This is a genomic window from Rhodovulum sp. 12E13, from assembly GCF_003340565.1.
Taxonomy (GTDB): domain Bacteria; phylum Pseudomonadota; class Alphaproteobacteria; order Rhodobacterales; family Rhodobacteraceae; genus HLUCCA09.
Genome location: NZ_QPLK01000002.1, coordinates 178925 through 204980 on the forward strand (window position 1 = coordinate 178925; position 26056 = coordinate 204980).

General features: G+C 72.6%; 24 protein-coding genes. 19 read left to right on the top strand and 5 right to left on the bottom strand.

Annotation, left to right across the window (positions count from 1 at the left end; all coding sequences use genetic code 11):
• The first annotated feature begins 70 nt into the window (after nucleotides 1–70).
• Both bktB and DLJ49_RS02590 read left to right on the top strand, forming a co-directional pair.
• Nucleotides 71–1246, top strand: a complete 1176-nt coding sequence (bktB, locus tag DLJ49_RS02585) for a beta-ketothiolase BktB (protein ID WP_115391959.1) — start codon at nucleotides 71–73, stop codon at nucleotides 1244–1246.
• 206 nt (nucleotides 1247–1452) lie between these two features.
• Nucleotides 1453–3267 (top strand): Y-family DNA polymerase, encoded by a 1815-nt coding sequence (locus DLJ49_RS02590; protein WP_233488631.1) that lies wholly within the window; start codon nucleotides 1453–1455, stop codon nucleotides 3265–3267.
• Between the two features lie 240 nt (nucleotides 3268–3507).
• Here the strand turns inward: DLJ49_RS02590 and DLJ49_RS02600 are convergent, their stop codons facing one another.
• Nucleotides 3508–4257, bottom strand: coding sequence for a phosphodiester glycosidase family protein (locus DLJ49_RS02600; protein ID WP_115391960.1), 750 nt, complete (start codon nucleotides 4255–4257; stop codon nucleotides 3508–3510).
• A 4-nt stretch (nucleotides 4258–4261) separates the two neighbouring features.
• Nucleotides 4262–4684 carry a 30S ribosome-binding factor RbfA gene (gene rbfA / locus DLJ49_RS02605; protein ID WP_115391961.1) on the bottom strand — a complete coding sequence of 141 codons (423 nt, stop codon included), beginning with the start codon at nucleotides 4682–4684 and terminating at the stop codon, nucleotides 4262–4264.
• 101 nt (nucleotides 4685–4785) lie between these two features.
• Here rbfA and dapB point away from each other — a divergent pair, with 101 nt between their 5' ends.
• Both dapB and DLJ49_RS02615 read left to right on the top strand, forming a co-directional pair.
• Nucleotides 4786–5595, top strand: coding sequence for a 4-hydroxy-tetrahydrodipicolinate reductase (dapB, locus tag DLJ49_RS02610; RefSeq protein ID WP_115391962.1), 810 nt, complete (start codon nucleotides 4786–4788; stop codon nucleotides 5593–5595).
• A gap of 110 nt (nucleotides 5596–5705) precedes the next feature.
• The gene (locus DLJ49_RS02615; protein ID WP_115391963.1) at nucleotides 5706–6074 is read left to right on the top strand and encodes a dihydrodipicolinate reductase; all 369 of its coding nucleotides are present in this window, start codon (nucleotides 5706–5708) and stop codon (nucleotides 6072–6074) included.
• Nucleotides 6075–6116: 42 nt separating this feature from the next.
• On the opposite strand, the gene DLJ49_RS02620 is transcribed toward DLJ49_RS02615, so the two are convergent.
• Nucleotides 6117–6326 (bottom strand): DUF1674 domain-containing protein, encoded by a 210-nt coding sequence (locus tag DLJ49_RS02620; protein WP_115391964.1) that lies wholly within the window; start codon nucleotides 6324–6326, stop codon nucleotides 6117–6119.
• A gap of 93 nt (nucleotides 6327–6419) precedes the next feature.
• Here DLJ49_RS02620 and DLJ49_RS02625 point away from each other — a divergent pair, with 93 nt between their 5' ends.
• From DLJ49_RS02625 to DLJ49_RS02665, 9 genes are all read left to right on the top strand, one after another.
• The gene (locus DLJ49_RS02625) at nucleotides 6420–7688 is read left to right on the top strand and encodes an RsmB/NOP family class I SAM-dependent RNA methyltransferase (protein ID WP_115392086.1); all 1269 of its coding nucleotides are present in this window, start codon (nucleotides 6420–6422) and stop codon (nucleotides 7686–7688) included.
• A gap of 254 nt (nucleotides 7689–7942) precedes the next feature.
• Complete coding sequence (locus DLJ49_RS02630) at nucleotides 7943–9712, top strand: heparinase II/III family protein (RefSeq protein WP_115391965.1); 1770 nt, start codon at nucleotides 7943–7945, stop codon at nucleotides 9710–9712.
• 22 nt (nucleotides 9713–9734) lie between these two features.
• Nucleotides 9735–11339, top strand: coding sequence for a bifunctional phosphoribosylaminoimidazolecarboxamide formyltransferase/IMP cyclohydrolase (gene purH, locus DLJ49_RS02635; RefSeq protein WP_115391966.1), 1605 nt, complete (start codon nucleotides 9735–9737; stop codon nucleotides 11337–11339).
• Entirely contained in the window at nucleotides 11339–11824 is a 486-nt protein-coding gene (gene lspA / locus DLJ49_RS02640) for a signal peptidase II (protein ID WP_115391967.1), read from the top strand. Before purH ends, lspA begins: the two co-directional genes overlap by 1 nt.
• 32 nt (nucleotides 11825–11856) lie before the next feature.
• Nucleotides 11857–12387, top strand: coding sequence for a DUF3035 domain-containing protein (locus tag DLJ49_RS02645; RefSeq protein WP_115391968.1), 531 nt, complete (start codon nucleotides 11857–11859; stop codon nucleotides 12385–12387).
• A 144-nt stretch (nucleotides 12388–12531) separates the two neighbouring features.
• Nucleotides 12532–13911: a M16 family metallopeptidase gene (locus DLJ49_RS02650; RefSeq protein ID WP_115391969.1), complete on the top strand. Its 1380-nt coding sequence runs from the start codon at nucleotides 12532–12534 to the stop codon at nucleotides 13909–13911.
• The gene (locus tag DLJ49_RS02655) at nucleotides 13908–15230 is read left to right on the top strand and encodes a M16 family metallopeptidase (protein WP_115391970.1); all 1323 of its coding nucleotides are present in this window, start codon (nucleotides 13908–13910) and stop codon (nucleotides 15228–15230) included. Before DLJ49_RS02650 ends, DLJ49_RS02655 begins: the two co-directional genes overlap by 4 nt.
• A gap of 43 nt (nucleotides 15231–15273) precedes the next feature.
• Nucleotides 15274–17148, top strand: a complete 1875-nt coding sequence (mutL, locus tag DLJ49_RS02660; protein ID WP_115391971.1) for a DNA mismatch repair endonuclease MutL — start codon at nucleotides 15274–15276, stop codon at nucleotides 17146–17148.
• Entirely contained in the window at nucleotides 17145–18260 is a 1116-nt protein-coding gene (locus DLJ49_RS02665; RefSeq protein ID WP_115391972.1) for a DNA recombination protein RmuC, read from the top strand. The genes mutL and DLJ49_RS02665 overlap by 4 nt, the downstream gene beginning before the upstream one ends.
• On the opposite strand, the gene DLJ49_RS02670 is transcribed toward DLJ49_RS02665, so the two are convergent.
• Nucleotides 18261–18941 carry a ChrR family anti-sigma-E factor gene (locus tag DLJ49_RS02670; RefSeq protein WP_115391973.1) on the bottom strand — a complete coding sequence of 227 codons (681 nt, stop codon included), beginning with the start codon at nucleotides 18939–18941 and terminating at the stop codon, nucleotides 18261–18263.
• 2 nt (nucleotides 18942–18943) lie between these two features.
• On the bottom strand, nucleotides 18944–19561 hold the full coding sequence (locus DLJ49_RS02675) for a sigma-70 family RNA polymerase sigma factor (protein WP_369932414.1): 618 nt from the start codon (nucleotides 19559–19561) through the stop codon (nucleotides 18944–18946).
• Between the two features lie 199 nt (nucleotides 19562–19760).
• Between DLJ49_RS02675 and DLJ49_RS02680 the strand changes: the two genes are divergently transcribed.
• From DLJ49_RS02680 to DLJ49_RS02705, 6 genes are all read left to right on the top strand, one after another.
• Complete coding sequence (locus DLJ49_RS02680; protein WP_115391975.1) at nucleotides 19761–21056, top strand: NAD(P)/FAD-dependent oxidoreductase; 1296 nt, start codon at nucleotides 19761–19763, stop codon at nucleotides 21054–21056.
• The gene (locus DLJ49_RS02685) at nucleotides 21053–21817 is read left to right on the top strand and encodes a DUF1365 domain-containing protein (RefSeq protein ID WP_115391976.1); all 765 of its coding nucleotides are present in this window, start codon (nucleotides 21053–21055) and stop codon (nucleotides 21815–21817) included. Before DLJ49_RS02680 ends, DLJ49_RS02685 begins: the two co-directional genes overlap by 4 nt.
• Before the next feature lie 31 nt (nucleotides 21818–21848).
• Complete coding sequence (locus DLJ49_RS02690) at nucleotides 21849–23099, top strand: MFS transporter (protein ID WP_115391977.1); 1251 nt, start codon at nucleotides 21849–21851, stop codon at nucleotides 23097–23099.
• A complete protein-coding gene (locus DLJ49_RS02695; RefSeq protein ID WP_115391978.1) occupies nucleotides 23096–23659 on the top strand; it encodes a DUF3833 family protein in 564 nt (187 codons plus the stop codon). The genes DLJ49_RS02690 and DLJ49_RS02695 overlap by 4 nt, the downstream gene beginning before the upstream one ends.
• Before the next feature lie 65 nt (nucleotides 23660–23724).
• Nucleotides 23725–24459: an SDR family NAD(P)-dependent oxidoreductase gene (locus DLJ49_RS02700; protein WP_115391979.1), complete on the top strand. Its 735-nt coding sequence runs from the start codon at nucleotides 23725–23727 to the stop codon at nucleotides 24457–24459.
• A gap of 71 nt (nucleotides 24460–24530) precedes the next feature.
• Nucleotides 24531–25817: an acetylornithine deacetylase/succinyl-diaminopimelate desuccinylase family protein gene (locus tag DLJ49_RS02705; RefSeq protein WP_115391980.1), complete on the top strand. Its 1287-nt coding sequence runs from the start codon at nucleotides 24531–24533 to the stop codon at nucleotides 25815–25817.
• The last annotated feature ends 239 nt before the right edge of the window (nucleotides 25818–26056 follow it).

The following is a 26056-nucleotide window of genomic DNA, read 5'->3' on the forward strand; positions in this document are numbered from 1 at the left end:
TACGTCATCTCGGCGCCGGCTCGCGTTCGGCGCTAGCCTTCGCCCGTGACCAGACGGGGAGGGCAGGCGCATGGACGATATCGTGATTCTCTCGGGGCGCCGCACGGCGATCGGCACCTTCGGCGGCGCGCTGGCGGGCACCCCGCCCATCGCGCTGGGCGCCGCGGTGACGCAGGCCGCTCTCGCCGATGCCGGCGTCGAGGGGGCGCAGGTGGGCACCGTCGCCTTTGGCCACGTCATCAATACCGAGCCGCGCGACATGTATCTTTCCCGCGTCGCGGCGATGGAGGCGGGAATCCCCGACACCTGCCCGGCGATGAACGTCAACCGGCTCTGCGGCTCGGGCGCGCAGGCGGTCGTCTCGGTCGTGCAGGGGCTGGCGCTGGGCGACGCGGAGTTCGGCGTGGCCGGCGGGGCCGAGAGCATGAGCCGCAGCCCTCACGTGCTGACCGAGGGGCGCTGGGGGGCCAGGATGGGCGACGTGCGCGCGCTCGACATGATGCTCGGCGCGCTCAACTGCCCGTTCGGCACCGGGCATATGGGCGTGACCGCCGAGAACGTGTCGGACGAGCGCCAGATCAGCCGCGAGGACCAGGACGCCTTCGCCCTCGAGAGCCAGCGGCGCGCGGCGCGCGCGCTGGCCGACGGTCTTTACGACGGCCAGATCGTGCCGGTCGAGGTGAAGCGCAAGCGCGAGACGGTCGCCTTCGCCTGCGACGAACACCCCAAGGAGACGAGCGCCGAGGCGCTGGCGGGGCTGCGGCCGGCCTTCCGGAAGGACGGCACCGTGACCGCCGGCAACGCGAGCGGCATCAACGACGGGGCGGCGGCCCTCGTCTTCGCCCGCGCCGAGGCGGCGGAACGCGCGGGGCTGAAGGCGCGGGCGCGGGTGCTGGGCTATGCCCATGCCGGCGTCCGGCCCGAGGTGATGGGCGTCGGCCCGATCCCGGCGGTCGAGGCGCTCTGCGCGAGGGCCGGGCTGAGCGTGGACGACTTCGACGTGATCGAGTCGAACGAGGCCTTCGCGGCGCAGGCCATCGCGGTCAATCGCGGGCTGGGGCTCGACCCGGCAAAGGTGAACCCCAACGGCGGCGCGATCGCGCTTGGCCACCCGGTCGGGGCGACCGGGGCGATCCTGATGGTGAAGGCGCTCCACGAGCTGGAGCGGATGGGCGCGCGCCGGGCTCTCGTCACCATGTGCATCGGCGGCGGACAGGGCATCGCGCTGGCCATCGAGCGGGTCTGACGCGCGTTCGGTCGCGTTTGGTCCGGCGGCGCCGTGGCGTGGGGCGCTGCCCCCGCCGCCCCGTTCCGGGGCGGCTCCCCCGGAGTATTCGGGCCAGGATGATTATGGGATCGGCGGTGTCTGCGGCGTGGGCGGACTCGACTCGGGGTGGATTCAGCAGGTAGAACATAAAGAGAACAACTGGCTGCCGGTTCGCACGCTGCCCCATGCCGACCCGACGGATCCTTTCGCTGTGGTTTCCGCGCCTTGCCGCGGAGCGCTGCCTGCGCGCCGAGCCGGGGCTCGGCGCTGCGCCCTTCGCCGTGGTGGGCGAGCGGCGGGGCGTGCCGCTGCTCGTGGCGCTGTCGGGAGAGGCGCAGGCGGCGGGGCTCGCCCGCGGCCAGCCGGTGCGGGATGCGCGCGCGATGTGCCCCGAGCTCGTGACCCGGATCGAGAACCCGAGGGCCGAGGCCGATTTCCTCGCCGCGCTCCAGCGCTGGGCCGGCAAGTTCTCGCCCTGGATCGCGGCCGAGCCGCCGGCGGGGCTGGCCGCCGACCTGACGGGCTGCGCCCATCTGTTCGGGGGAGAGGCGGCGCTGCTCGCGCAGGTCGAGGCGGACTGCGCGGGGCTAGGCCTGACGGTACGTGCCGGGATCGCCGACACGCTCGGCGCGGCCTGGGCGCTCGCCCGCTATGGCGGGGCCGGCGGCCCGGCGGCCGCGCGCAGCGGCGACGCGATCGACCAGGAGGCGCGGGCGACGCGCTCTCGTGCGGCCAGGCGCCGGCACTGGGAGCGGGGCGGCGTGCGCCCCCCGCCACAGGCCGTGCCGGCGCCCGAGGGGCGGATCGCGCCGCCGGGGCGCACGCGCGGCGCCATCGCCGCGCTGCCCGTCGCCGCGCTCAGGCTGCCCGACGCGGTGGTGACGCAGCTCGCCAGGCTGGGGCTGCGGCGGATCGAGGATGTGGCCGGCCAGCCCCGGGCCGGCCTCGCCCGGCGGTTCGGGCAGGAGCTGGTGCTCCGGCTCGACCAGGCGTTCGGCACGGTGCCCGAGCCGCTTGCGCCCGCCGCGCCGCCGCCCCGCTTCGCCGTGCGGCTGACCCTGCCCGAGCCGATCGGGCTCGAGGCCGATCTCGCCGCGGCGCTCGACCGGCTGCTGCCCGAGCTCGCGCAGCGGCTCAAGGCGAAGGGGAGGGGCGCGCGTCGGGTGCGCCTGCGGGTGGAGCGCACCGACCGCACGCAGCACTGGGCCGAGGTGGGCCTCGCCCGGCCCACGGCCGACCCCGAGCGGCTGCGGCCCCTGCTCGCGATGCGGCTGCCCGACATCGAAGCCGGCGACGGGATCGACGTGGTGCGCCTCGAGGCGCACGTGACCGAGCCGGTACACACCGCCCGCCATCGCGGCCAGCTCGCGGTGAGCGACGCGGTGCAGCGGGGGGAAGCGGCCGGCGCCGCAACGGCGCTCGACGACCTTGTGGGGCGGCTCGGCGCGCGGGTCGGCGAGGCTTCGGTGCTGCGCCTGCATCCTGGCGACAGCCACATCCCCGAGAAGACGACACAGGTGCAGGGCGCGGCCTGGTCGGAGCCTGCACGCGGCTGGGTCGTGCCCGCCCCGGTGCCTCGGCCGCTGGCCGTTTTCCGCCCCGAGCCCGTGCACCCCGAGCCCGTGCACCCCGAGCCCGTGCACCCCGAGCCCGTGCACCCCGAGCCCGTGCACCCCGAGCCCGTGCTCGCAGCGCCGGTAGGTGCCGACCCCGGCGCTGTGCCCAACGCTCCCCCCGAGCCCGCCCCCGAAGCGACAGCATCGGTCCGCTCCGCGGGCCCGCCCGCGCGGTTCCGCTGGCGGCGGCGCCGCTTCGAGACGGTGGCGGCCACCGGGCCCGAGCGGATCGCGCCCGAGTGGTGGCTCGACGAGCCCGACTGGCGGACGGGCGTGCGCGACTACTGGCAGGTGGAGGTGGCAGGCGGCGAGCGGCTCTGGCTCTACTACGCCCATGGCGCCGCGCTTTCCGCCGGCTGGTTCTGCCACGGGCGGTTCGCCTGAGCGCCCGAGGGCCGACCCGCAGCCGGCCTCACCCAAGCCCAGGCAGCGCGCCCGGCCGACGACAGGGTCGCGCGTGCCCCGCGTCTTTCTGTTCCAAATACGCAGGCGCCCGACCGCCGCCGCGCTGCGCCGCGGGATCGGAGCGCCTCGCCTGCCACGGGCGGCGCGCGCAGGCGAGGGCTGCCGGGGCGGGTGGGCCGATGCCGAAGGCGAGGTCCGCGCGTCCCGGCGCGGGGCGCCTCAGTCCGCCGCCTCCGCGACCCCCACGATGGGGCCGAGCGGCCAGCCGACATCGGCTCGGCCGATCGCGGGTGCGTAGAGGCGCGAGACCTTGCCGTCGAGATAGAGCGCGTTCGGCACGCCCAGGCCGTCGCGGAACAGCCGTCCGAAGGCATGGAAATTCACCCGCTCGTCTGAGATGGCGAAATGGACCGTCACCCCGTCGGCTGCCACGCCCACCCCGTTGCGGATGTGCACGCTGTCGGAGGCAGGCAGGAAACGCGGGTGGAGCGCGCCGTCGATCACCAGCATCGGGCCCGACTGGGTGGCGAAGCGGCAGGCGGGCCGGCGGGCGGCGTAATCGGTCGTCTCGATCACCGCCGCGCGGCCGTCGCCCCAGCAGAACACGCCGTTGGGCAGAAGGCCGAAATTTCCCGGCCCGTCCCCCTCGATCAGCGGCACCCGTTCGACCCCGTTCTCGACGTAGTGGCCGACCGGCGCGCGGTCGTCGTGATACATGCCGCCGTTCGTCGCGAAGGCCAGCCGCAGCCCCTCCCCCCGCAGCGCGCGGTCGATCGCGTTGAACGAGCCGTAGAGCGCGCCGGTCGCGTCGCTGTGCCAGAGGCGGATGTCGTCGGTATCGGCGCGGTAGCTGCACACGGTGTAGGCGGCGCCGTCGTGCTCCATCGCACGGCAGGCGGCTTCGGCGTCGGCCGCGGCGGCCGTGCCCCCGGTCAGCGCGGCGAGGACGAGCGCAACGAATCGGAGCATCCGGCTACTCGTTGTCGGGCGTCTCGCCCGCATGGGGGGCGAGGTCGCGCGCCACCCTGTCCTGCGAGAACAGGCGGCGGGTCTCGTCCATCCTGTCGAACGTGTCGTCGATCCGAAAGCGCAGGTCGGGCGCGTATTTCAGCGTCAGCTGCTTCGAGACGAGCCGGCGCAACTCGGAGTGGTTGCGCTTGAGCGCGGCGAGCATCTCGTCGGCGCCCTTTCCGCCCAGCGGGAGCACGAATACCGTCGCGTGCTTGAGGTCGGGCGAGAGGCGCACCTCGCCCACGGTGATCGAGACGCCCGACAGGTCGGGGTCGTGCACCTCGCCGCGGGCGAGCACGTCTGAGAGCGTCCGGCGGACGAGTTCGCCGACCCGCAGCTGCCGTTGCGACGGGCCGGGGCCGGAGTGATGCGCGTTGCGAGCCATGCGGGTCACCTAGGGCGGGCCGCGCCCCCGCGCAAGCGGCGCGGTTTGCAGCCCGCGCGCGCCCGGCGTAGAGGGGGGCGAACGGGAGCGGGAGGGCGCAGATGTCCGAGATGCCGAGGATCGTGGTCGCGGGGGCGTCGGGCCGGATGGGACGGATGCTCCTGCACGAGATCGCGGGGCGCGACGACATGGAGCTCTCGGCCGCGCTCGAGCGGCCCGGCCACGCCTGGCTCGGCGAGGATGCCGGCGTGGCGATGGGCGCGGCCCCCCTCGGCGTGCGCGTCACCGACGACCCGTGGGAGGCGCTTGCGCAGGCCCAGGGCGTCGTCGACTTTACCGCCCCCGAGGCGAGTTGCGAGCTTGCGGGCATCGCCGCGCAGGCCCGCGCGGTGCACGTGATCGGGACGACGGGCTTCACCGAAGATCATCTCGCGCGGATCGACGCGGCGGCGCGGCACGCGGTGATCGTGCGGGCCGGCAACATGAGCCTCGGCGTGAACCTGCTGCTCGCGCTGACGCGCCAGGTGGCCGCCGCGCTCGGCCCCGAGTTCGACGTCGAGGTGATCGAGGCGCATCACCGCCACAAGGTCGACGCGCCCTCGGGCACCGCGCTGATGCTGGGCGAGGCCGCGGCCGAGGGGCGTGGCGTGGCGCTGCGCGACGTCTACGAGGCCGCGCGCGACGGCATCACCGGCGCCCGCGAGCCGGGGCGTATCGGCTTTTCGGCGATCCGCGGCGGCGACATCGTGGGCGAGCACGACGTGCTTTTCGCCGGTCCGGGCGAGCGGATCGTGCTGCGCCACGCCGCCTCCGACCGGGCGCTGTTCGCCCGCGGCGCGCTGCGGGCGGTGCTCTGGGGGCAGGGGCGCCCGCCCGGCCACTATGCCATGACCGACGTGCTCGGGCTCTGACGGCGGCAGCGGCCGACCGCCTTGCGGTCACATTCCCGTGAGGGTGCGGGTGCCGGAAATCCATTCCCGGGCCGCGCTGCGTTAAAACGCCGCGAACCTGGGAGACGACCATGCCTGCCAAGACTTCGATCGCGGCGCTTGCCGCAGCGACAATCGCCATGTTCGCCGCGGAGGCGAGCGCCGAGTCCTTCGAGCTGGTGCGCGACCGCTCGGAATTCGTGAGCCTCGTGGACGGGCGCACCCTCAAGTACCCCGGCGTGCGCCTGCGCGTGACGCCCGACGGCGCGATCCGGGGCAAGGGCCTGGGCATCGACGTGACCGGCGACTGGCGCTGGCGCGACAACTTCTTCTGCCGCGACCTCTACTGGGGGGATCGCGAGATCGGCTACAACTGCCAGGCTGTCCTGCGCAACGGCTCGACCCTGCGTTTCGTGTCCGACCAGGGGCAGGGGCAGTCCGCCGATTTCCGCCTGCGCTGAGCGGGTATCGCCCTTGGCGTCCGAGGGGGCTGTGGTGCCGGCTCAGAAGTCGCTGGCGATGCCCTTGCGCTCCCAGTCGCCGTAGCGCGCGGGCTCGGGGCCGTCGCGCCCGCCGATCTCCTTCGGCAGGGCGGCACTGCGGGCGTCGATCCCGGCCCGCCGCGCCTCGGCCTCGGCAAGCGCGCGTTTCGCGGCCTCGGGCAGGTCGGGCGGGCCGGGCTCCGCCTCGCCGGTGTCGCTATCGTCGCTCATAGCCGCCTCCGTCGCTTGTCGGCCCCGTGCGCCTGATATACGCGCGCAGCGAGTTCCGGCAACGTGGCCGGCGCCCACGCAGGGAGAGAGACGATCGCCGAGGATGCGCGCGCCCTGGCCCTTCGCCTGCTGACCGGCGTGCTGGAGCGGGGGCAGACGCTGGCCGAGCAGGAGGACGCGCCGCCCCTCACCGCGGCCGCCCCGGCCGAACGGGCGCGTGCCGGCCGTCTGGCCCGCGCCACGCTGCGCAAGCTCGGACAGGCCGATGCGGTGCTCGCCCCGCTCCTGCGCCGCCCGCCGCGCGCCGACATCCGCACCGTCCTGCGCCTCGGCACCGTCGAGATTCTGGAGGAAGGGGCCGCGCCCCATGGCGTCGTCAACGCCTGCGTCGATCTGGCCCGTCTGCGGCAAGCCCGCGCCGCCGGAATGGTCAACGCGATCCTCCGCCGGGTGGCCGAGACCGAGCCGGAGATGTGGGCCGCGTTGCCGCCGCAGCGGCTGCCGGGCTGGCTGCGCGGTCGGCTCTCGTCGGCCTACGGCAACGCACGGGCGGCGCGGATCGAGGCAGCGTGCTCCGCGCCCGCGCCGCTCGACCTCACCCTGCGCGACAATCGCCGCGACTGGGCCGAGCGGCTGGAGGCCGACGTGCTGCCGACCGGCACGCTGCGGCGACGCGCGGGCGGGCAGGTCTCGGCCTTGCCGGGATACGCCGAGGGGGCGTGGTGGGTGCAGGACGCGGCCGCGGCGCTGCCGGCGCGGGCCCTCGCGCCGTCGCCGGGTCAGCGCGTTCTCGACCTTTGCGCTGCGCCGGGCGGCAAGACCCTGCAACTGGCCGCCACGGGGGCCGAGGTCACCGCCCTCGACGTGTCGGATGCGCGGCTCGACCGCCTGCGGGATAACCTTGCGCGCACGGGCCTCGCCGCGCAGATCGTCACGGCCGATGCGCTGCAGTGGGCGCCCGAGGCGCCCTTCGACGCGATCCTTCTCGACGCGCCCTGCAGCGCAACGGGCACGCTGCGCCGGCACCCCGACCTGCCCTTCGTCCGCAAGCGGGAAGACCTCAAGCCGCTCGCCACGATCCAGTCAGCCCTGCTCGAGCGTGCGACGGGGTGGCTGCGGCCGGGAGGGCGGCTTGTCTTCTGCACCTGTTCGCTGCTGCCCGAAGAGGGCGAAGCGGTCGTTGCCGACGCCCTGGCGTGCCATCCGGGGCTCGCGCCCGACCCCGCGGCGATCGGGGCGCTGCCGGGGCTCGAGGCGGCGTGGGATGCCGGGCCGGGCGCCCTGCGCATCACCCCCGAGACCTGGGAGGACCGTGGCGGTCTCGACGGTTTCCATATCGCCGCGTTGCGCCGCGAGTCCTGAGGCGGACCGCCCGGGCGACGGAGGAAACGGCCTTCGAAGGCCGTTGGCCCAAGCCGCGTCGACGCGGCTTGTCACGCGGCTTCGAAGCCGCGTCGTCACGGCGTTTCGAAACGCCGTGCCGCGAGTCCCGCGCCCTGCGCCGTGCAGTCCCGCCACGCCCCGACCAGGCTCGGGGCCCGGACCGCCCGGCCGTCGTGACAGCGCCGGCCGGCTCGCCTAGCCTGGCGCGGCGGCTGAGAGAGGCGAGCGGCGGAATGGCGGCGGCGAGGAAGCAGGCGGGGCGGAGCGAGGCGGACGGCGCGTGGAACCGGGTGCACGCGCGTCTTGCCGGCCGGGGTCGCGGCGCGACCGGATTCGTGTCGCAGCCCGAGCCGCGCAGCTTCGGTTCCGTGGCGCGGGGGCGGCAGCTCGTCGCCGGCAACTTCCTGTTCTCGGGGTTCCTGATCGAGGCGCCGGGCACGCCGCTGTGGGATCTGCCGATTCCGGCGCCGCGCTTCGAGCAGGAGCTGCACGGGTTTCTCTGGCTCGACGATCTCGCCGCGCTCGGCACCGCAGAGGCCCGCGCCAAGGCACAGGACTGGCTGCAGGGCTGGATCGCACGCTACGGCACCGGCCGTGGCCCGGGCTGGACGCCCGACCTGACGGGACGGCGCCTGATCCGCTGGATCAACCATGCGCTCTTTCTTCTCCATGCCCGCGACCGGGCGGCATCCGACGCCTATTTCGCCGCGCTCGGCCGTCAGGCCGCCTACCTCGCGCGGCGCTGGCGGGCCGCCTCGCCCGGCCTGCCGCGCTTCGAGGCGCTGTGCGGGCTTGTCTATGCCGGGCTTTCGCTCACGGGGCTCGAGACGCGGCTCGAGCCCGCGCTCGCCGCGCTCGACACGCAGTGCGACCGCGAGATCGACGCGGCGGGGGGCATTGCCTCTCGCAACCCGGAGCAGCTGATGGAGGTGTTCACGCTGCTGAGCTGGGTCGCCGAGGCGCTGCATGGCCTGGGTCGGGGGGGGCGCCCGCCGCTCACCGCCGCGCTGGAGCGGATGGCGCCGACCCTGCGCGCCCTGCGCCATGTCGACGGGGGGCTGGCCCGCTTCCACGGCGGCGGGCGGGGTGCCGAGGGGCGGCTCGACCAGGCGCTCGCGGCCGCCGGCATCCGCGGCGGCGCGCGGCGGGAGGGGCTGGCCATGGGCTTCGCCCGGCTCGCCGCGGCGCGCACCTCCGTCATCGTCGATGCCGCCGTGCCGCCCGGCGGCGCGGCCTCGCGCAACGCGCACGCCTCCACCCTCGCCTTCGAGCTCACATCGGGCCGGCGGCCGGTGATCGTCAACTGCGGCTCGGGCGCGATCTTCGGCGAGACGTGGCGACGCGCGGGGCGGGCGACGGCCAGCCATTCGACCCTCGCCATAGACGGAACGTCGTCGTCGAGGCTGGCTCTCTCGGCGCTGAACCGCGGTCGCGGCACGGGCGAGGTCGAGGTGCTCGAGGAGATCCCCCGCGACGTGCGCGCCCAGGTCACCCGCAACGCCCGCGGTCAGCACCTGATGGTGGGCCACGACGGCTACGTGCCCACGCATGGCATGACCCATGTCCGGAAGCTTTCGCTGAGCCGCGACGGGCGGGTGCTGACGGGCGAGGACACGCTGGGTGCCCTCACCGAGCGCGATCGCGCGGCCTTCGACGACGAGATGACGCGCAGCCGCATGCAGGGCGTGCCCTACTCGATCCGATTCCACCTGCACCCCGATGTCGACGCCGAGGAGGACATGGGCGGCGGCGCGGTGAGCCTCGTGCTGCGCTCGGGCGAGACATGGGTGTTCCGCCACGACGGCAGCGCCGAGATGCGGCTGGAGCCGTCGGTCTACCTCGAGGCGGGGCGGCTGCGGCCGCGCGGCACCGAGCAGATCGTGCTGTCCGGGCATGTGACCGAGGGCGCGCGCCAGATCGGCTGGACCTTGGCGAAGGCAGAGGATACCCCGCGCGTGACCCGCGACTTCGCCCTTGCCGAGGTGGAGGACGAGGCGGGCTGAGCCGATCCCGGAGGGCTTGACCATGGCCGACCCCGACATCCTGCCGATCCGCCGTGCGCTGATCTCCGTCTCCGACAAGAGCGGGCTGGTCGACTTCGCCACCGCGCTCGCCGGCGCCGGGGTCGAGCTTATCTCGACCGGCGGCACCGCGCGGGCGCTGCGCGAGGCCGGCCTGTCGGTGCGCGACGTCGCCGAGGTCACGGGCTTCCCCGAGATGATGGACGGGCGGGTCAAGACACTGCACCCCCGGATCCACGGTGGCCTGCTCGCCCTGCGCGACGAGGTCGATCACCTGACGGCGATGCAGGAGCATTCCATCCCCACGATCGACCTGCTGGCGGTCAATCTCTACCCGTTCGAGGCGGCCGTGGCCGGTGGCGCCGGCTGGGACGAGGCGATCGAGAACGTCGATGTCGGCGGCCCGGCGATGCTGCGGGCTGCGGCCAAGAACCATGCCTTCGTGACCGTGGTGACCGACCCCGAGGATTATGCGGAAGTGCTGGCCGAGATCGAGGCCGAGGGCGGCACGCGCCACGCCACGCGGCGGCGCCTCGCGGCAACCGCCTTCGCCCGGACGGCGGCCTATGACGCCGCGGTGTCGGGCTGGATGGCCGCGCGGATCGGCGACGAGATGATGGAGCCGCACGCGCCTCGGCGCGTCGCTGTCGCGGGGCGGCTGGCGCTCGATCTGCGCTACGGCGAGAATCCCCACCAGCAGGCGAGCTTCTACGCCGACGGCTCGGGCGGTCCCGGCGTGGCCACGGCAGAGCACGTGCAGGGCAAGGCGCTGTCGTACAACAACATCAACGACACCGACGCCGCCTGGGCGCTGGCGGCCGAGTTCGAGCCGCACCACCCCACCTGCGTCATCGTCAAGCATGCCAACCCGTGCGGCGTGGCCCGCGGCGACACGCCTGCGGAAGCCTATCGCAAGGCGTTCGACTGCGACCGCGTTTCGGCCTTCGGCGGGATCGTGGCCCTCAACCGGCCGCTCGACGAGGACACGGCGCGCGCCATCACCGAGATCTTCACCGAGGTCGTCATTGCCCCCGGCGCGTCGGACGCCGCGCGAGAGGTGTTCGCGGGCAAGAAGAACCTGCGCCTGCTGCTGACAGGGGGCATGCCCGACCCCCGCGCGCCCGGGCAGGCGATCCGGCAGGTCTCGGGGGGCTTCCTCGTGCAGGATCGCGACACGGCGCTGGTCTCGGCCGAAGACCTGAGCGTGGTGACCGAGCGGGAGCCCACCGAGCAGGAAGTGGCCGACCTGCTCTTCGCCTGGGCCGTTGCCAAGCACGTCAAGTCGAACGCCATCGTCTATGCCAAGGGCGGCGCGACCGTGGGCATCGGCGCGGGCCAGATGAGCCGGGTCGATTCCACCCGCATCGCCGCGCGCAAGTCGGCCGACATGGCCGGGGCGCTCGGCCTGCCCGAGCCGACCGTGAAGGGCTCGGTCGTCGCCTCCGACGCCTTCTTCCCCTTTGCCGACGGTCTGATCGCCGCGGCCGAGGCGGGGGCGACCGCGGTCATCCAGCCGGGCGGCTCCGTGCGCGACAAGGAGGTGATCGCGGCGGCCGACGCGCGGGGCCTCGCCATGGTCTTCACCGGCATGCGCCACTTCCGGCACTGATGCGCGCGCTCTGGATCGCGGCAGCGATGGCCTTCGCCATCGACCAGGCGACGAAATACGGCGTCATCTGGGGGCTCGATCTGATCACGCTGCGCCAGATCGACGTCGCGCCGCCCTACCTCGTCTTCCGCAAGGGGCTGAACACGGGTGTCAATTTCGGGCTTCTCTCGGGCGACTCCGATGCGCTGCGCTACGGGCTGATCGCGGTGGCCCTGGTGCTCTGCGGGCTGGTGCTGTGGTGGGCGCGCGGCTTTTCCCGGCGCGTCGAGTTCGTCTCGGCGGGCCTTCTGGTGGGCGGTGCGCTCGGCAACGCGCTCGACCGGGTGTTCCATCCGGGCGTGCTCGACTTTCTCAACATGTCGTGCTGCGGCATCGACAATCCCTACATCTTCAACGTGGCCGACGTGTTCATCTTCGCCGGCGCCATCGGGCTGGTGCTGTTTTCGGGCGACGGACGGCGCGACGCCCGACAGAATGGGCCGTGACGGCGGCGGCGACCCCTGCTAGGAGAAGGGCAATGATCGGGGCGCGGACATATCGGGCGGTCGCGGCTCTGGCGCTCGTGGCGCTGGTGTCTGCCTGCGCGCGGGGCGAGCCCAATCTCATGCGCATCCAGAGCACGCAGGGTCCCGACGAGTTTGCCATCGTGCCGGGCAAGCCCATCGAGATACCCGACGACCTGTCGGCGCTTCCGCCGCCGTCGGCCCCCGGCAGCGGCAACCGTACCGATGCCACGCCGGATCGCGACGCGGTGGCGGCCCTCGGCGGCAGCCCGTCGCGGCTGGTGCGCGACGGCCGCACGTCCGCCCCCGATCTGGTGCGCTCGGCCAGCCGGTACGGCGTGCAGCCCGGCGTGCGCCAAGAGCTGGCGGCGGCCGATCTCGAGTTCCGCCGCAACAATCGCGGGCGGGTGCTCGAGCGGCTGTTCAACGTGACGACCTATTTCGACGCCTACGCGCAGACCGAACTGAACCAGCATGCCGAGCAGGAGCGCTGGCGGCGGGCCGGGGCCCGCTCCTCCGCCGCGCCGCCCTTGCCTGCCGAGTGACGCCCGAGTCCCCGGCAACCGCCCCTCTGAACAGGCCCGCCGCGTCGCTGCCGAGGCCGGTGCGGCGCTCACAAGCGCGTAGCCCGGCTTGAAGCGGGCCGCGCCGGCAACACCTATGGGCGGCCAAGTCAGAACGGAGAGCCCATGCGCCTGATCGCCCCGCTCGCTGCGCTCCTCCTCGCCGCGCTGCCCCTGCGCGCCGCCGAGGTCACCACCTTCACCCTCGACAACGGAATGGACGTCGTCGTGCTCGAAGACACCCGCGCGCCCGTCGTCGTGCACATGGTCTGGTATCGCGTCGGTGCCGCCGACGAGCCCCCGGGCGCCTCGGGCATCGCGCATTTCCTCGAGCACCTGATGTTCAAGGGCACCGAGACGCTGGGCCCGGGCGAGTTCTCTGCCGTGGTCGAGGCGCAGGGCGGCAGCGACAACGCCTTCACCGCTCAGGATTACACGGGTTACTTCCAGCGCGTCGCCGCCGACCGCCTCGGCCTGATGATGGAGATGGAGGCCGACCGGATGACGAATCTCGCGCTCGACCCGGCGCTCGTCGCCACCGAGCGCGACGTGATCCTCGAAGAGCGCAACCAGCGCATCGAGAACAGCCCCGGCGCCGTCTTCGCCGAGCAGCGGCGCGCGGCGCAGTATCTCGCCCATCCCTACCGCATTCCCGTCATCGGCTGGGAGCACGAGATGCGCGAGCTGACGCGCGAGGACGCGCTTGCCTTCTACGAGGAGCACTACGCCCCCAACAACGCCATCCTCATCGTCGCGGGCGATGTCACCCCCGACGAGGTGCGCACGCTTGCCGAGGCGCATTACGAGCCGATCCCCGCCAACCCTGACATCGTGGATCGCGCCCGCCCGCAGGAGCCGCCGCAGCGTGCGCCCCGCACGGTCACCTACGAGGATCCGCGCGTGGCGCAGCCCTACGTCATCCGCACCTACCTCGCGCCCGAGCGCGACGCCGGTGCGCAGAAGGAGGCGGCTGCGCTGACGCTGCTGGCCGAGCTTCTGGGCGGCGACGGGCCGACGCCGCTGATGAAGCGGGTGCTCGAGATCGAGGAGAGCCGCGCGCTCTACGCCGCCGCATTCTACAACGGCACCTCCCTCGACGACACGACCTTCGGCCTCGTCGTGGTGCCCACGCCCGACAGGACGCTGGCCGAGGCCGAGGCCGACATGGATCGCATGATCGCCCGCTTCCTCGACGAGGGCGTCGACGCCGCGGCGCTCGAGCGGCTCAAGCTGCAGGTCCGCGCGCAGGAGATCTATGCCCGCGACGACCTGCAGGGCCTCGCCCGCCGCTACGGCGTGGCGCTCACCAGCGGCCTGACGGTCGAGGACGTGGAGGCCTGGCCCGAGATCCTCGACTCGGTGACCGAAGACGACATCATGGCGGCCGCCCGCGCCGTGTTCGACCCGCGCCGCTCGGTCACCGGCTACCTGCGCACGCCAGAGCGCGACGAAACCGCCGAGGTCGCGCCTGTGCCTGGCGCCGGCGCCGCGGAGGTGACGCAATGACCGCCCCGCTCCGCCTGGTCGCGGCTCTCGGCCTCGCGCTCGCCGTGGCGGCGCCCGCCCGCGCGGCCATCGACATCACGCCGGTCACCTCGCCCGGCGGCATCGACGCCTGGATGGTCGAGGAGCACTCGATCCCCATGGTCGCGCTCGAGCTTCGCTTCGAGGGGGGCGGCTCGCTCGACGCCGAGGGAAAGCGCGGCGCCATAAACCTCATGGCCGCGCTGCTGGAGGAGGGCGCGGGCGACATGGACGCGCAAGCCTTCTCCATCGCCGCCGACGAGCTGGCCGCCCGCTTCGACTTCGACGTGGGCCCCGACTCGCTCGCCGTGTCGGCGCGGTTCCTCAGCGAGAACGCCGACGAGGCCCTGGAGCTTCTGCGCCTCGCCCTGACCGAGCCGCGCTTCGACGAGAGCGCGATCGAGCGGGTGCGCGGGCAGGTTCTGTCGAATCTCGCCTCGGACGCGAAAGATCCGCAGACCATCGCGACCGACCGCTACAATGCGCTCGCCTTCCCGAACCATCCCTACGGCTCCCCGCACGAGGGCACGCCCGAGAGCGTCGCCGCGCTTACGCGCGACGACCTGGTGGCGGCGAGGGGCCGTGTGATGGCACGGGACCGGGTGCATGTCGCGGCCGTGGGCGACATCGACGCCCAGGAGCTCGGCGCGATGCTCGACGACCTGCTGGGCGGTCTGCCCGAGACCGGTGCGCCCTTGCCCGATCAGGCCGCGAGCGCCCTCGAGGGCGGTCTGACGGTGGTGGAATTCGACACGCCGCAATCGGTCGTCGCCTTCGGCCACGAGGGGATCGGGATGGATCACCCCGATTTCTTCCCCGCCTTCGTGCTGACGCAGATCCTGGGCGGTGGCGGGCTCAACTCGCGCCTGATGGAAGAGGTTCGGCGCGAGCGCGGCCTGACCTACGGCATCTATGCCGGGCTCTGGACGCAGCTCTACGCCGACCAGCTGCGCGGCTTCGTCTCGACGGTCAACGACCGGGTGGGCGAGACGGTGAGCGTCGTGCGCGACGAGTGGCAACGCATGGCCGAGGAGGGCGTGACCGAGGAAGAGCTCGAGCGCGCCAAGACCTACCTGACCGGCGCCTACCCGCTGCGCTTCGACGGCAACGAGCGGATCGCCAACATTCTCGTCGGCATGCAGCTCGACGACATGCCGATCGACTACGTCAACACCCGCAACGCCAAGGTCGAGGCGGTGACGCTCGACGACGTGCAGCGCGTCGCGGCCCGCGTGATCCGCCCCGACGACCTGCATTTCGTCGTGGTGGGCAAGCCGCAGGGGCTGGACGCGGGCAACTGAGCCCGCTGGACGGGAGGCGCCGTGCCATGCTACCCCTTGTGGCATGGTGCTGCACGACCGCAACATAGGCGCTGAACGGCGCGGGATCGCTCAACTCGACGAGACGGTCGTCAACCGCATCGCCGCCGGCGAGGTGGTCGAGCGCCCCGCCTCGGCGGTCAAGGAGCTGGTCGAGAACGCGCTCGATGCGGGCGCGCGGCGCATCTCGATCGAGATCGCCGAAGGCGGCAAGCGGCTGATCCGGGTGGCCGACGACGGTCATGGCATCGCCGCGGCCGACCTGCCGCTTGCGCTCGCCCGCCACGCCACATCCAAGATCGACGGCGCCGACCTGCTCGATATCCGCTCCTTCGGCTTCCGGGGCGAGGCGCTGGCCTCGCTTGACGCCGTCGCCCGGCTGACGCTGACCTCGCGGGCCGAGGGCGCGGCCGAGGCCGCCGAGATCCGCGTCGACGGGGGCAGAGGCGGCGCGGTGCGCCCCGCCGCCCTGTCGCGGGGCACCGTGGTCGAGGTGCGCGACCTGTTCCACGCCACGCCGGCGCGGCTGAAGTTCCTGCGCACCGATCGGGCCGAGGCGCAGGCCATCGGCGATGTCGTGCGTCGCCTCGCCATGGCCGAGCCCGCGATCGCCTTCACCCTCACCGACTGCACCGCCGAGCCGCGCGTCACCTTCCGTGCCGACGCCGAGACGGGCGACCTGTTCGGTGCGCTCGCGGGCCGGCTCGCGCGGATCGTGGGAGCGGAGTTCGTCGACAACGCCGTGCGCATCGAGGCCGAGCGCGAGGGACTGCGGCTGACCGGCTTCGCCGCGCTGCCGACCTTCTCGCGCGGATCGGCGGTGGCGCAGTATCTCTTCGTCAACGGCCGCCCCGTGCGCGACAAGCTGCTGATCGGCGCGCTCCGCGCCGCCTATGCCGACCTGATGTCGCGCGACCGGCACCCGGCGGCGGCGCTCTTCCTCGACTGCGACCCCCAGCGCGTCGACGTCAACGTGCACCCGGCCAAGGCCGAGGTGCGCTTTCGCGAGCCCGGGCTGGCGCGGGGGCTGATCGTCTCGGCCCTGCGTCACGCGCTGGCCGAGACCGGGCATCGCGCGTCGACCACGCTCGCCGGCGCCGCGCTGGGCGCGATGCGGCCCGAGCCCGCCGGAGAGGCCCATGGCCGCCGCGTCTACCAGATGGACAGGCCCGGCCCCCGTGCCCTGTCTGCCGCCCGGGCCGCGCAGGCGCCGGCCGGGTGGGGGGCGCCGCTGCCCGTGTCGCCAGAACCTGCCGCGCCCGGCTTCGCCGAGGCGCCCGCGGCGCGGGTCGAGCCGCTGGCAGACGATGCGCCCCTGGACAGGCCCCTCGGTGCGGCGCGGGCGCAACTCCACGAGACCTACATCGTCGCGCAGACCGAGACGGGGATGGTGCTGGTCGACGCCCACGCCGCGCACGAGCGCCTCGTCTACGAAAAGCTCAAGCGGCAGGCGGCCGAGGCGGGCATCGCCGCGCAGGCCCTGCTGATCCCCGAGATCGTGGAATTGTCGGACGACGATTGCGCCCGCCTGCTCGCCGTGGCCGATGACCTGTCGCGTCTCGGCCTGACGGTGGAGCCCTTCGGGCAGGGCGCCGTCGCCGTGCGCGAGACGCCCGCCCTGCTCGGCCCTGTCGATGCCAGGGGCCTTGTGCACGACATCCTCGACGAGATCGCCGACATGGGGCACACGACCACGCTCGGCGCGCGCCTCGACGCCGTGCTCTCCCGCGTCGCCTGCCACGGGTCGGTCCGCTCGGGCCGCCGCATGAGCGCCGACGAGATGAACGCGCTGCTGCGCGAGATGGAGGCGACGCCGCATTCCGGCCAGTGCAACCATGGCCGGCCCACCTGGGTCGAGCTGCGGCTCGCCGATATCGACCGCCTGTTCGGCCGGGCATGAGCCCCGAGTCGGTGCTGGCCGCCCTGCCGGTCGACCCCGCCGACCCGCTGGTGCAGGCGGTGGGCGGTGCGGTGGCGCTCCTGTTGCTCCTTCTTGCGCTCGCCGTGATCCGCGCGGGCCGCGCCGCGCGCACCGCCGCGCGCCTCGCCGCGCAGGTCGAGGCGCTGGCCCACGCCCAGAGCCGCAGCGCGGGCGCGCAGGCGCAGGCCGTGCAGGCGGTGGAGGCGCGGCTGGCCGACGTCTCGGAGCGGATGGGCGAAAGCCTGTCGGGGGCCGCCGCCCGCACCGCCCATTCTCTGGGCGAGTTGCAGGAGCGGCTGGCGGCGATCGACCGGGCGCAGGCCAATATCGAGAAGCTGTCGGGCGACGTTCTGGGCCTGCAGGACATCCTGTCGAACAAGCAGACGCGCGGCGCCTTCGGCGAGATCCAGCTGCACGACATCCTGTCGAAGGCGCTGCCGCCCGACGCCTTCCGCTGGCAGGCGACGCTGGCGAACGGCAAGCGCGCCGATTGCGTGATCGACCTGCCGCCGCCGACCGGGCCGCTGGCGATCGACGCCAAGTTCCCGCTGGAATCCTACGAGGCGCTCCGTGCAGCCGCGACCGAGGCCGAGCGCAAGGAGGCCGCACGCGCGTTTCGGACGGCCGTGCGTGGCCACATCCGGGCGATCGCGGAGAAATACGTGGTGCCGGGCGAGACCGCCGACGGCGCGCTGATGTTCCTGCCGTCGGAAGCGGTCTATGCCGAGCTCCACGCCCGCTTCGGCGACGTGGTGCGCGAGGGCTTTGCCGCACGGGTATGGATCGTCTCGCCGACGACCTGCATGGCGGTATTGAACACGCTGCGCGCCGTGCTCAAGGACGCGCGGATGCGCGAGCAGGCGGGCGCGATCCGGGCCACGCTCGGTCTGCTGCACCGCGATGTCGAGCAGGTGGTCGAGCGCGTCGGCAAGCTGCAGACACACCTCGCCCAAGCGCAGGGCGACCTCGACGGCATCGGCACGGCCGCGCACCGGGCCATGGGACGGGCGGCGAAGCTGGAGAACTTCGAGCTCGACACCACGGCGCCGGACGAGCCCCAGCGCAAGGGCGTGACGATCCTGCGGCCCTGATCAGATGCCGATGAAAGGCTGCGCGAGCCGGGGAAGCAGCCCCGAGAACCTCAGCCTGCCCTCGCAGGCCACGAGGCACACGCAATCCTCGCCGACATCGGCGATGGGGCGGTGCTCCATCCCCTCGTCGGCCACGTCCACGTCGCCACGGGCATAGCGGGCGTCGCCGTCGAGAAAGGCGCCCTGCAGCACGAGCGTCATTTCGAGCCCCTTGTGGCCGTGATCGGGCAGCTCCGTTCCGGCCGGAATGTGCAGCAGCCGGGCGCTCGCCTCGCCCGAATCGTGCAGGATCGCCTGCCGCGCGCCCAGGCCCACCGGCCGCCAGCGCACCGCGTCGATCCCGCCCCCGACGTATTCGCGGATGGGGGCAGGCAGCACGTCGCAGGGCGCGGATACCGCTGCGTCGGCCTCGGGTTCCTGCGCCTGCTCGGCGATCTTCTTCAAGGTCGCCTCGAAGCTGCCCAGAGCCATCTTGCGGCTCTCGCCGAGCGCCAGCAGACCGCCGCCGATCGCCTCGAGTTCGCGCAGACGCTCGCGCGTGACCGGGCAGATCGACGCCTGCGCGGCCACCACGATCGCCAGCGCCTCGGGCAGGGTGCCTGCCGCGTAGGCTGCCAGTATCTCTTCGTCGAGCTGGTGCGCGGCGGGGGTGGCCGCGTGCAGGGTCGCCTCTGTCGTCATCGTCACTCGCTCACCTTCATCTCGTGGCGGAGCTTTTCCAGCGCCAGCCTGATCCGCGACTTGATGGTTCCGAGCGGCAGGCCCGTGGCCTCGGCGATCTCGGAATGGCTCAAGTCGGCGAAATAGGCCTTTTCCACCAATTCCCTCTGCTTTTCCGGTAGCCGTCGCAGGGCCGCGACGAGCTGCTCGCTCTCCTGCCTGAGCGCGACCTGCTCGGCCGGCTCCGGCTCGTGTTCCGGGCCCCAGGGCAGCGCCTCGGGCTCGGGCCGTCTCTCGCGGCGGATCATGTCGATCCGCCGGTTTCGCGCGATGGTGAAGATCCATGTCGCCACCGTCGCGCGCTGCCGATCGAACATGTGCGCCTTGCGCCAGAGCGTGGCCATCACGTCCTGCGCGCATTCCTCCGCCGTCGTCTCGTCGGCCCCCGCCTTCATCAGGAACCACTTCACCCTCGGCGCGAAATGGGCGAAGAGCTCGGCGAAGGCCGCGTGATCCTTGTGCTCGTGTATGCGACGCAGGTGCCAGACCCACGCCTCGTCCGGTGTGTCGGTCTCGCGATCCTCCGCATCCTCCGCGTCACGCGCGTCGGTCGTCCGCGCGAGGCTGTCGTCCTTGGCCACGAGGCGCCTCCAGTCCTGCGCCGGCGAAGGCGCATGGGGGGAAGGGCCGCACGGCAGGACCGTGGATGAGAAGTGCGACACGTCGGTCAACATGCCACGGATACGCGCGCCGGCCTGGACTGGATCAACGCGGCAAGCTGTGATCCGGTTCCACCGGGCCTCCGTAAGAATTAAGCAACGACCAAGGAACGACCTCTCCATGCCATTCGAAGCCATTGCGCCCGCCCCCCGGCGGATCGCCGTCGTCGGCGCCGGGATCGCCGGAATGGGCGCGGCGCACATGCTCGCCGACAGCCATCGCTTGACGCTCATCGAGGCCGAGCCGCGCCTCGGCGGCCATGCCCGCACGAAAATCGCCGGAAAACGGGGCGACCAGCCGGTCGACACCGGTTTCATCGTGTTCAACGAGCCGAACTATCCGCATCTGACCGCGCTGTTCGAGCGGCTCGGGGTTCCGCGCGTCGACAGCGAGATGTCGTTCGGTGCCTCGATCCGGGGCGGCTGGCTCGAATACGGTCTGGCGAGCTACAATTCGATCTTCGCGCAGCGCCGCAACGCCGCCCGCCCGGCCTATCTGCGGATGATCCGAGACATCGTGACGTTCAACCGGCAGGCCGAGGCGGCGGCGCGGCCGGGCATGACCATCGGCGGGCTGATCGACGCGCTGCGGCTCGGGCCGTGGTTCCGCGACCATTACCTCACGCCGTTTTCCGGCGCGATCTGGTCGACGCCGGTCGATCGCATCCTCGACTTCCCCGCGAAGGCGATGATCGACTTCTTCCGCAACCACGCCCTGCTCGACTACGAGGGCCAGCACCAGTGGTACACCGTGCCCGGCGGCTCGATCCAGTATGTCACGCGACTCGAGGCCGCCATGCGGGCGCAGGGCGTCGACATCCGCCTTGGCACGCCGGTGGCGGGCGTGCGCCGCGTGGGCGCGGAGGTCGAACTGCGCGTGGCGGGGGCGGAGTGGGAGGCGTTCGACGAGGTCGTGTTCGCCTGCCATACCGACCAGGCGCTCGCGGCACTCGCCGACGCGACGCCGGAGGAACAGGGCGACCTGGGCGCGATCCGCTACCAGCCAAACGAGGTGGTGCTGCATTCGGACACGCGGGTGATGCCGCGCCGCCGGCTGTGCTGGTCGTCGTGGAACTACACCGAGGACGCGGGCGAGCGGCCCGAACGAATCGGCGTGACTTACTGGATGAACGCGCTCCAGCCCATCCCCAAGGACGATCCGCTCTTCGTGACCCTCAACCAGACGGGCCGCATCCGCGAAGAGCTGATCCACGACGCCACGGTGATGCACCACCCGATGTACGATCTCGCCGCGCTTGCCGCGCGCGAGCGGATCGCCGCGCGGAACGGGAGCCGCAACACGTGGTTCTGCGGGGCATGGATGAAGAACGGCTTCCACGAGGACGGGCTGGCGAGCGCCGTCGACGTGGTCGAGGCGCTCGGCCGCGAGCGTGCATCCGAGGTCGCCGCGGAATGACCGCCGTGCTCGATCACGTGCCGGGGCAGACCTTTCACGGGCGACGGGGCGGCGTGGGCAACACGTTCCGCTACGGGGTGGATTACGTCATCCTCGACCCTGAGGCGGCGTATGACCATCTGCCGCGCCTGTTCTCGCGCAACCGCGCCAACCTCGCCGCGCTGCACGATGCCGACCACGGCGGCCCGCCGAAGCTGGGGCGCGGCGCCCCATGGGCACGCGAGGTGCTGGATGCCCACGGTCTGGTCGAGGCCGACGGGCAGATCCTGCTGATGGCGCAGCCGCGGGTGCTGGGGCATGTCTTCAACCCGGTCTCGTTCTGGCTGTGCCACGATCGGGCGGGCGCGCTGCGGGTGGTGATCGCCGAGGTGAGCAACACCTTCGGCGACCGTCATTCCTACCTCGCCTATCGCAACGACAGGCAGCCCATCGCGCGCGAGGACGTGCTGGAGGCGACCAAGATCTTCCATGTTTCGCCCTTTCAGCCCATCGAGGGGGGCTACACCTTCCGCTTCGACATCCGGCCCGACAAGGTGGGCATCTGGATCGACTATGCCCGTGGCAACGGCGGCCTGATCGCCACGCTGACCGGTCCCCGCCTGCCCCTGACGAGCCGCGGCATCCTGCGGTCGAGCCTGCGCCGGCCCTTCGGTTCGCGCCGGGTGCTGGCGCTGATCCACTGGCAGGCGCTCAAGCTGTGGTGGAAGGGGGCCACCTTCCGCTCCCGACCCGAGCCACCGCTGGAGGAGGTCTCGCGGTGACAGGGCGCGCTCCGGAAGGGATCCTGGGGCCGTGACGGCCGTCGTCTCGCGGGCCGGGGGGGACAGGCTGTGGGCCTATTCGCTCTACGCCGCCGTGCTCTCAGGGGCGGGGCTGCCGATCTACATCTATGCGCCCAAGTTCTACGCCGACAGCTATGGCGTCAGCCTGACGGCCCTCGGCGCGGTGCTGTTCGGCCTGCGCCTGTTCGACGTGGTGCAGGATCCCGCCCTCGGCTGGCTTTCGGAGCGACTGGGGTCGGCGCGGCCCGCGGCCGTGGCCCTCGGCGCGGCCGTGCTTGCGGGCTCGATGGTGGCGCTCTTCGCCGTCGCCCCGCCCGTCGCGCCGCTCTGGTGGTTCGGCATCGCGATCACGGGGCTCTTCAGTGCCTTCTCGTTCCTGACCATCAATTTCTATGCCCGCGGCGTCGCCAAGGCGGGCACGCTGAGAGGCGGCCATGTCGGTCTCGCCGGCTGGCGCGAGACGGGCGCGCTGCTCGGCGTCTGCCTCGCTGCCATCGCGCCGACCGTCCTGAGCGGCGTGGCGCCCGCGCCCTTCGCCGTCTTCGCGTGGGGCTTCGCGGCGGTGACGGTTCTCGCCGCGCTGGCCATGGCGCCCGAATGGGGGACGGTGGCCGGGGGCGAGGCGACACCGATCCGCGAGATCCTTTCGGACCGGCAGGCGCGGCGGCTCCTGATCCTCGCCCTCGTCAACGCAACGCCGCTTGCCATCACCTCGACCCTGTTCCTGTTCTACGTCGAGAGCCGGCTCGAGGCGCCCGGCTGGGAGGGGCCGCTTCTGGTGCTGTTCTTCCTCGCCGCAGCCGCCTCGGCCCCCGTCTGGAGCCGCCTCGCCGCGCGCTTCGGCGAGAAGCGGGTGCTGCTGGTCGCCATGGTGCTCGCCATCGCCTCCTTCGCCGTCGTGCTCGCCCTCGGCCCTGGCGATACCGTGGCCTTCGCGCTCGTCTGCATCGTCTCGGGCGCCACGATCGGCGCCGACCTTGTCCTGTTGCCCGCGCTCTTTGCCCGGCGGATGGCCGCGGTCTCGCCGAACGGGGGGCAGGGCTTCGGCCTGTGGTCGTTCACCACCAAGTTCACGCTCGCCTTCGCCGCCGCGCTGCTGCTGCCCGCTCTCGAGGCGGCGGGATTCCGCGCCGGGGCCGGGGCGGACAATCCCGAGGACGCGCTGCGCCTGCTGACCCTGCTCTACGCGCTCGTGCCCTGTGTGTTGAAAGTCGCGGCGATCGCGCTGCTCGCCGCCACCAAGCTGGAGGAAACGCCATGACCATCCTGTGGCTGCTGATCGGCGCCGCCCTCGCGCTCGGCGCCGTCTGGGCGCGCACGCGCTTCGCCGACTTCCCCGCGCAGGCGCCGGCCGACTATGCCGCAGCGCCGGGGCCGGTGCTCGACATCCGCGAGCACCTGAACGGCAAGATCCTGTGCGAGGGGGTGATCTACGGGCCGACGGGCCGCGTCACCTCGCGCTTCGTGGCCGATTTCGAGGCCACTTGGGAAGGCGACACGGGCCGCATGACCGAGCATTTCCGTTATGATTCGGGCCGCACGCAGGACAGGGAGTGGACACTGAGCGTCGGCGCGAACGGGCAGGTAAAGGCCGCCGCGCCCGATCTCGTGGGCACCGGGCGGGGCCGCCAGCAGGGGCCGGCCCTGATGCTGAGCTACCGCATGAAGCTGCCCGAGGAGGCGGGCGGGCACGAACTGGACGTCACGGACTGGATGTATCTGACCGAGAACGGCACGATCATGAACAGGAGCCAGTTCAGGAAGTTCGGGATCAAGGTGGCCGAGCTTGTGGCCACGATGCGGCCGGTCGCCGTGGCCTGAGACGAGGGCGCGGGACCGGGGTCTGAGGACGGGGGCCAAAAGCGTGGCCCGAGGAAGGAGACGACATGCGGGAATGGGCGGGCAAGCGCTACTGGGTCGTGGGCGCGAGCGAGGGGCTCGGCCGGGCGCTGGCCACGAAGATGAGCCGTGCCGGCGCGCATCTCGTCGTTTCGGCACGCGACGAGGGGCGGCTCGCCGAACTGGCCGAGGAGTTGCCGGGGCAGACGACCATCGCGCCGTGCGACGTGTCCGACGACGAGTCCGTGAAGGAGGCCGCCGGCCTCGCCGGCGATGTCGACGGGGTGGTCTACCTCGCCAGCGTCTACTGGCCGCAATCGGCGCGGGAGTGGAACGCCGGCCAGGTCACGGCGATGTGCGACATAAACTTTACCGGATGCGCCCGCGTTCTCGGGCAAGCCGTGCCGGGGATGGTGGCGCGCGACTCGGGCCATGTCGTCATCACCGGCTCGCTCACGGCGTTCCGCGGCCTGCCCGGCTCGATCGGCTATACCGCGTCGAAGGCGGCGCTGCTGTCGCTGGCCGAGTGCATGCATTACGATCTGCGCAAGACCGGCGTCGACGTTCAGGTGATCCACCCCGGCTTCATCCGGACACGGCAGACCGAAAAGAACGACTTTTCGATGCCGTTCATCATGGATCCAGAGCCCGCAGCCGAGATCATGTTCGATTTCATGCAGACCGATCGCTTCAAGAAGAGCTTCCCGGCGCTGTTTTCCTACGTCTTCCGCGGCAGCCAGTTCCTGCCCGACTGGGCCTATTACCGCATGTTCGGCGGGTGAGCCGCTCCTGTTCCGGGTGCGGCGCCGCGGGGCGCTTGTGACCGCGGGGGGCCGCGCCTAGGCTGACGCTCATGAGCGCCGATCCCCTCCCGCGTCTGCGTGCCGAGATCGATGCCCGGCGGGGCGAGATGGTGGCTCTCGCGCAGGAGCTTGTCCGCATCCCGACGCTCAACCCGCCCGGCCTGCGCTACCGCGAGATCTGCGAGGCGCTGGGCGCGCGGCTCGAACGGTCGGGGTTTTCGGTCGAACTCATCCGCGCCGAGGGGGCGCTGGCCGATAGCGAGGCCCATCCGCGCTGGAACCTCGTCGCGCGGCGCGAGGGGGTGCGGCCGGGCGACTGCGTGCATTTCAACGGCCATCACGACGTGGTGGAAGTCGGCCACGGCTGGACGGTCGAGCCGTTCGGCGCCGAGCTGAAGGACGGGCGAATCTACGGCCGCGGTGCCTGCGACATGAAAGGCGGCATCGCGAGTGCGGTGACGGCGGCCGAGGCGTTCGCCGCCGCCTTCCCCGACTTTGCGGGCGCCATCGAGATCAGCGCGACGGCCGACGAGGAATCGGGCGGCTACGGCGGCGTGGCGTGGCTCGCCGAGCGGGGCTGGTTCTCGCCCGAGCGGGTGCAGCACGTCATCATCCCCGAGCCGCTCAACCCCGACCGCATCTGCCTCGGCCATCGAGGGGTCTGGTGGGCCGAGATCGAGACGCAGGGGCGGATCGCGCACGGCTCGATGCCGTTTCTCGGCGACTGTGCGGTGCGTCACATGGGGGCGGTGCTGGCCGAGATGGAGGCGACGCTCTTCCCCCTGCTGGCCGCACGCGGCACGGCAATGCCTGTGGTGCCCGAGGGCGCGCGGGCCGCGACGCTCAACATCAACGCGATCCATGGCGGCGAACCGGAGCAGGCCGAGGATTACACGGGCCTGCCCGCGCCCTGCGTCCCCGACCGCTGCCGCATCACCATCGACCGGCGCTTTCCGGTCGAGGAGTCGCTCGACGCCGTCAAGGCCGAGATCGCCGCGCTGATGGAGCGGGTAAAGGCAAGCCGACCGGGCTTCTGCTACGAGATCCGCGACCTGTTCGACGTCGCTCCCTCGATGACCGATGCGGAGGCGCCAGTCGTGCGGGCGGTGGGCGCGGCGGTGGGGCGGGTGCTCGGCAGGGCGCCGGCGCATGTGGCGAGCCCCGGCACCTACGACCAGAAGCACATCGACCGGATCGGCCGGCTGAAGAACTGCATCGCCTACGGCCCGGGCATCCTCGACCTGGCCCACCAGCCCGACGAGTGGGTGGGGATCGACGACATGGCCGACGCGGCGCTCGTGATGGCGCTCGCTCTGCACGACCTGCTCGGGCGCTGACCGGCAGCGGACAAGCGGCGTGCCTGCGGCGGCTACCTGCCCGCGACTGGCGCGCGCTGGGCCTCGTCGCCAAAAGGCGCGTTCGGCAACAACCGCTAATCGGGGGAAACCGGGGCCCTTGGCCGGCCAGATCGTCGGACGGCACGGGCGTGCGCCACCCGTGCCGAGGTCGCCGCGCGCGCCTTCGCCCCGGAGCGCCGCCTGGGCGCCTGGCAGCCCGTCGATGCCGGAGCCGCGAG

Coding starts and splice junctions, on each gene's coding strand:
- DLJ49_RS02695 (WP_115391978.1), top strand. CDS start 23,096: ATGACCATCCTGTGGCTGCTGATCGGCGCCGCCCTCGCGCTCGGCGCC.
- DLJ49_RS02680 (WP_115391975.1), top strand. CDS start 19,761: ATGCCATTCGAAGCCATTGCGCCCGCCCCCCGGCGGATCGCCGTCGTC.
- DLJ49_RS02685 (WP_115391976.1), top strand. CDS start 21,053: ATGACCGCCGTGCTCGATCACGTGCCGGGGCAGACCTTTCACGGGCGA.
- DLJ49_RS02590 (WP_233488631.1), top strand. CDS start 1,453: ATGCCGACCCGACGGATCCTTTCGCTGTGGTTTCCGCGCCTTGCCGCG.
- DLJ49_RS02615 (WP_115391963.1), top strand. CDS start 5,706: ATGCCTGCCAAGACTTCGATCGCGGCGCTTGCCGCAGCGACAATCGCC.
- DLJ49_RS02705 (WP_115391980.1), top strand. CDS start 24,531: ATGAGCGCCGATCCCCTCCCGCGTCTGCGTGCCGAGATCGATGCCCGG.
- lspA (WP_115391967.1), top strand. CDS start 11,339: ATGCGCGCGCTCTGGATCGCGGCAGCGATGGCCTTCGCCATCGACCAG.
- rbfA (WP_115391961.1), bottom strand. CDS start 4,684: ATGGCTCGCAACGCGCATCACTCCGGCCCCGGCCCGTCGCAACGGCAG.
- purH (WP_115391966.1), top strand. CDS start 9,735: ATGGCCGACCCCGACATCCTGCCGATCCGCCGTGCGCTGATCTCCGTC.
- DLJ49_RS02700 (WP_115391979.1), top strand. CDS start 23,725: ATGCGGGAATGGGCGGGCAAGCGCTACTGGGTCGTGGGCGCGAGCGAG.
- DLJ49_RS02645 (WP_115391968.1), top strand. CDS start 11,857: ATGATCGGGGCGCGGACATATCGGGCGGTCGCGGCTCTGGCGCTCGTG.
- DLJ49_RS02600 (WP_115391960.1), bottom strand. CDS start 4,257: ATGCTCCGATTCGTTGCGCTCGTCCTCGCCGCGCTGACCGGGGGCACG.
- DLJ49_RS02670 (WP_115391973.1), bottom strand. CDS start 18,941: ATGACGACAGAGGCGACCCTGCACGCGGCCACCCCCGCCGCGCACCAG.
- DLJ49_RS02650 (WP_115391969.1), top strand. CDS start 12,532: ATGCGCCTGATCGCCCCGCTCGCTGCGCTCCTCCTCGCCGCGCTGCCC.
- DLJ49_RS02665 (WP_115391972.1), top strand. CDS start 17,145: ATGAGCCCCGAGTCGGTGCTGGCCGCCCTGCCGGTCGACCCCGCCGAC.
- DLJ49_RS02620 (WP_115391964.1), bottom strand. CDS start 6,326: ATGAGCGACGATAGCGACACCGGCGAGGCGGAGCCCGGCCCGCCCGAC.
- DLJ49_RS02630 (WP_115391965.1), top strand. CDS start 7,943: ATGGCGGCGGCGAGGAAGCAGGCGGGGCGGAGCGAGGCGGACGGCGCG.
- DLJ49_RS02655 (WP_115391970.1), top strand. CDS start 13,908: ATGACCGCCCCGCTCCGCCTGGTCGCGGCTCTCGGCCTCGCGCTCGCC.
- dapB (WP_115391962.1), top strand. CDS start 4,786: ATGTCCGAGATGCCGAGGATCGTGGTCGCGGGGGCGTCGGGCCGGATG.
- bktB (WP_115391959.1), top strand. CDS start 71: ATGGACGATATCGTGATTCTCTCGGGGCGCCGCACGGCGATCGGCACC.
- mutL (WP_115391971.1), top strand. CDS start 15,274: ATGGTGCTGCACGACCGCAACATAGGCGCTGAACGGCGCGGGATCGCT.